General features: G+C 42.0%; 5 protein-coding genes. 2 read left to right on the forward strand and 3 right to left on the reverse strand.

Translation table 11 applies throughout. The annotated features are described in order from the left end of the window. Both HZA10_00705 and HZA10_00710 read left to right on the forward strand, forming a co-directional pair. Positions 1–199 (forward strand): thiamine phosphate synthase (locus tag HZA10_00705; GenBank protein ID MBI5194823.1); only part of this gene is annotated, 199 nt, incomplete at its 5' end. A gap of 155 nt (positions 200–354) precedes the next feature. Next, positions 355–1,491, forward strand: a complete 1,137-nt coding sequence (locus tag HZA10_00710; GenBank protein ID MBI5194824.1) for a branched-chain amino acid ABC transporter substrate-binding protein — start codon at positions 355–357, stop codon at positions 1,489–1,491. 6 nt (positions 1,492–1,497) lie between these two features. On the opposite strand, the gene HZA10_00715 is transcribed toward HZA10_00710, so the two are convergent. The 3 genes from HZA10_00715 to HZA10_00725 form a co-directional block, all read right to left on the reverse strand. Then, positions 1,498–2,088 (reverse strand): nitroreductase family protein, encoded by a 591-nt coding sequence (locus HZA10_00715; GenBank protein MBI5194825.1) that lies wholly within the window; start codon positions 2,086–2,088, stop codon positions 1,498–1,500. Beyond that, on the reverse strand, positions 2,085–3,011 hold the full coding sequence (locus HZA10_00720; GenBank protein ID MBI5194826.1) for a bifunctional riboflavin kinase/FAD synthetase: 927 nt from the start codon (positions 3,009–3,011) through the stop codon (positions 2,085–2,087). Before HZA10_00720 ends, HZA10_00715 begins: the two co-directional genes overlap by 4 nt. A gap of 60 nt (positions 3,012–3,071) precedes the next feature. Continuing rightward, a partial coding sequence (locus HZA10_00725; protein ID MBI5194827.1) for a tetratricopeptide repeat protein occupies positions 3,072–3,955 on the reverse strand: 884 nt, incomplete at its 5' end.

Here is a 3,955-nt window from a genome sequence, read left to right on the forward strand (position 1 = left end):
AATTAATGCCTTGAGAGAAATAAAAAGTTATATTACAATACCTATAGTTGCCATAGGCGGCATTACGGTTGAGAATGTTTCCGGTGTTTTTAATGCCGGCGCTGATGCTGTTGCAGTAGCGTCAGGGATTTTGTCAGGGGATATTAAGGCTAATATAAAAGAGTTTATGAAAGTTATACAAAACTTTTGTAAAGGGTAAAGTGCAAGGAAGCAGGAGGAGTTATTGGCTATAAAGTTTCAGCCCGGGGATTTGTTTAAAGTGCTGATCAAGCGTAAATACAGAAAGGTTGTGTTCAATGGCAATAGCTGCAATGAAAATATTTTAAAGAGGCAAATAAATCAAAGAAGGAACATATGAAGATTTCATGGAGGTATAAAATGTACCGCAAACTTTTATTAATCGTATTTTTAATTATTGTTTTGTCGGGATGCACTAAAGAACCGGATACCATCAGGATCGGCGTTGCAGGTCCGATGACGGGAGATCAGGCAAAAATGGGCATGGATTTCAGAAACGGCGTAACCCTTGCGATGGAAGAATGGAATAGTCAGGGCGGAATTTTGGGCAAGACGATTGAACTTCTTATTGAGGACGACCAGAGGGACCCTAAACAGGCAGTGTCAATTGCCAACAAGCTTGTCAATCAGAAGGTTATCGGTATTATAGGACATTTTAACAGCAGCTGCTCCATCCCGGCATCTGATATTTATGACCGTGCCGGCATACCCATGATAACGCCTGCCTCAACAAACCCACAATTTACCGACAGGGGCTATGCAGGCGTTTTCAGGGTCTGCGGCAGAGACGACCAGCAGGGCAAGGTTGCAGCTGAATTTATTGTGTCAAAACTTAAAATCAAGAAGATTGCGGTCATACATGATAAAACTACATACGGTCAGGGATTGGCTGACGAACTTAAAAAATTTTTAGGCGATATGGCAGAGGTTGTTTATTACGGCGGCGTTGTTCAGGGTGATAAAGACTTTAAGGCAGTGCTTACTGCAATTAAAAATGCAAAGCCTGAACTTGTATTTTTCGGCGGCATCTATCCTGAGGCCGGACTGCTTGTCAAACAGGCAAAGGAGATAGGGTTAAAGACTCCGTTTATGAGTGGAGACGGCGTTATTGACCCCCAGTTCATAGAAATAGCCGGTAATAAAGCCGCAGAGGGAACATATCTGACTTTCAGCCCTGACCCCGGCAAGATTCCGTCGGCGAAGATGTTTATTGACAAATACCGGCAGAGATTCGGGGAACCGGGCCCGTATTCAATTTATGCATATGACGCAATGAATATACTTCTTACTGCCATAGAAAACGCCGAGACGACAGACGGCAAAAAGGTTATTGCAAATCTTCATTCAAATGAATTCAGCGGCGCGCTCGACAAAATAAAATTTGACGCCAAAGGCGATGTCACAGCTGCGCCGTACGTTGTCTGGATTACAAAAGATGGGACATTTACGGAATACTGGAAACCCCAGCAGTAAAGACAATTACATAGTATTTACAATTATATCCTTCAGCGCCCTTTTGGGCACATGGTGAATGCCTTTTTTATCACGCCAGTATTTAATGCTGCCGTCGGCTCCGACAGGTTCAATTACCGCTTTTTCTCCGGGTTTGCCGAGGGCGATGACAAAAAGTATTTCAAGATGCCCCGCTATTTTAAATGAGGCCCTGAGCCGTTCACGTTCAACAGAGGCAATGATGCATCCTCCAAGCCCCTTTTCTGCTGCGCCGAGCAAGATACTCTGTGCCGCAATTCCGGCATCATAGCCAAAGGCTTTACTGATATTTGTATCCCCCATGACAACCACATATCCGGGAGGCATTTCTCCGGCGCCCGGCCCTCCCCAGTCTTTCAGGTAGCCGGCCCATTTCAGGCATGGAAATATTTTTTGATTGTCCTCTTGTGAAGAAGAAAGGATGTATTTTAACGGCTGAAGGTTGGCGCTTGACGCCGAAAGCCTTGCAAGTTCAATGAGCTCTTTTAAAGTTTTAAGGCTTATCTTTTCTTTTTCGTAAAACCTGCGGCAGCTTCTGTTTTTCAAAATAAGTTTTTTAATAAGACTATTTTTTTTCATAAGCTTAAAATCTTCCTTACCGTTTGTATATCTTTCTGCATTTGTGCGGCTAAATCTTCAATGCGGGTGAATTTTATTTCATCCCTGAGTCTTTTAATAAACTTAATTTTAAGTATCTTGCCCAAAAGGTTTCCCTCAAAGTCAAGGACGTGCACTTCAAAACTAAGCTTTTTCACGTTAAAGGTTGGGTTATACCCTATATTTGCCGCGCCGCCATAAGTCTTTCCGTTTATTTCAACCGTAACGGCATAAACCCCGTCTTTCGGAAATAAATCATTCAGGGCGGATATATTTGCGGTCGGTGTGTTCAGGAGGCTTTTCCCGCGTTTTGCGCCTTCTATGACTATGCCCTCCATGGAATAATTTCTTCCAAGAAGCTCCGATGCCTCGTCAACTTTGCCTTTTGCAATGAGCGTTCTTATCTTTGAACTGCTTACAGGGACATCGTTTATCGTAATTTCATTTACTATTGTGACTGTAAAACCGTATTCCCTGCCCAACTCTTTTAAATAACCGGCATCGCCTTTTCTGCCCCTGCCGAAATGATAATTTGAGCCTATAAATATTTCTTTTACCCTGATTGCATTTACAAGGAAATCTCTTACGAAATCCTCCGCCCTGATGTGGGCAAATCCAGCGGTAAAATTTGCAAAAATTATAATATCAATGCCGGATGCATTTATCAGGTTTGCCTTATCGGTGAATGTTGACAGCAGTTTCGGAGCCCTCTCCGGCGCAATTACTCTAAGCGGATGCGGTTCAAAAGTCAGGACGATTGATGTTCCGTTTTTCTCTTTTGCCCTCTCCTTAAGCAGGCGGAAAATCTCCTGATGCCCTAAATGCACTCCGTCAAAATTGCCGATCGTCAATACAGGATGCCGGAATTTCTGAGCAAGGTTTTCAATGCCCTCAATTATCTTCATGAAGAAATGATATTGATAAACATGAGGCTTTGTCAAATATATAACGTCATTAATAAAGAGTTAAAATTTGTTTTTGTCTTTTGATTCTTTGTAGATATAGGCGTTTTGAAGGTTTTCAATTGCTCTTGCATAATCAGGTTTGATTTTCAAGGCAATTTGAAATTCTTTTATTGCTTCATCAATGCTGCCTTGTTTAAAAAGAACTACCCCGTAATTATCATGAGCCTCGGTAAAGTCAGGTCTAAACATTAATGCGGTGCGGTAATGCTGCGCTGCCAAATTTAATAAGCTTTTGGATTCATAGGCAATTCCAAGATTATAATATGCCTCCGGTAATGGATAATCCGGCTCTAATTTTAATGCAATCTGGAGATGCTCTATTAATAAATCTGTTAAACCTTTAATGCCGAAGGCAACGCCCAAATTGTAATGTGCTTGACCAAAATCAGGTTTTAGTCTCACTGCAATTTGGTAATTCTCTATTGCCTTATCTGTTAATCCCTTTGCGGCAAATGCGCCGCCCAGATTGTTATATCCCCGTGCATTCAGAGGAGATTTCCGGATGACATCACTCCATAGAGTGATATCGTCCTGCCATATAATATTTCTCTGATATGTGGCGATGGGGGAAACAACAACAAAAGTAGCAAGCATTAAGACCGTAATTCGTGATGCGTGACGAGAGAGGAAGGATGAAGGTTGAAGGTTGAAGGATGAAAAATAAGAAATGAAATGAAAAATGGCGCTGACAAAGGCGATTATTAAACCTATGCTTGGCAGGTAAAGCCTGTGTTCAAAAATTATATCCCGTGTAGGTATAATGCTTGATTCAACAGAAAGGGTTATGAAGAACCAGAAAATGCCGAAGGCGGTAATGCGTAAATAGTGAACAGTGAACAGTGAACGGTGAACAGTAAACGGTGAATGACCCCCTTTTATTCCCC

The organism is Nitrospirota bacterium, from assembly GCA_016212185.1.
In the GTDB taxonomy this organism is placed as follows: Bacteria; Nitrospirota; Thermodesulfovibrionia; order UBA6902; family DSMQ01; genus JACRGX01.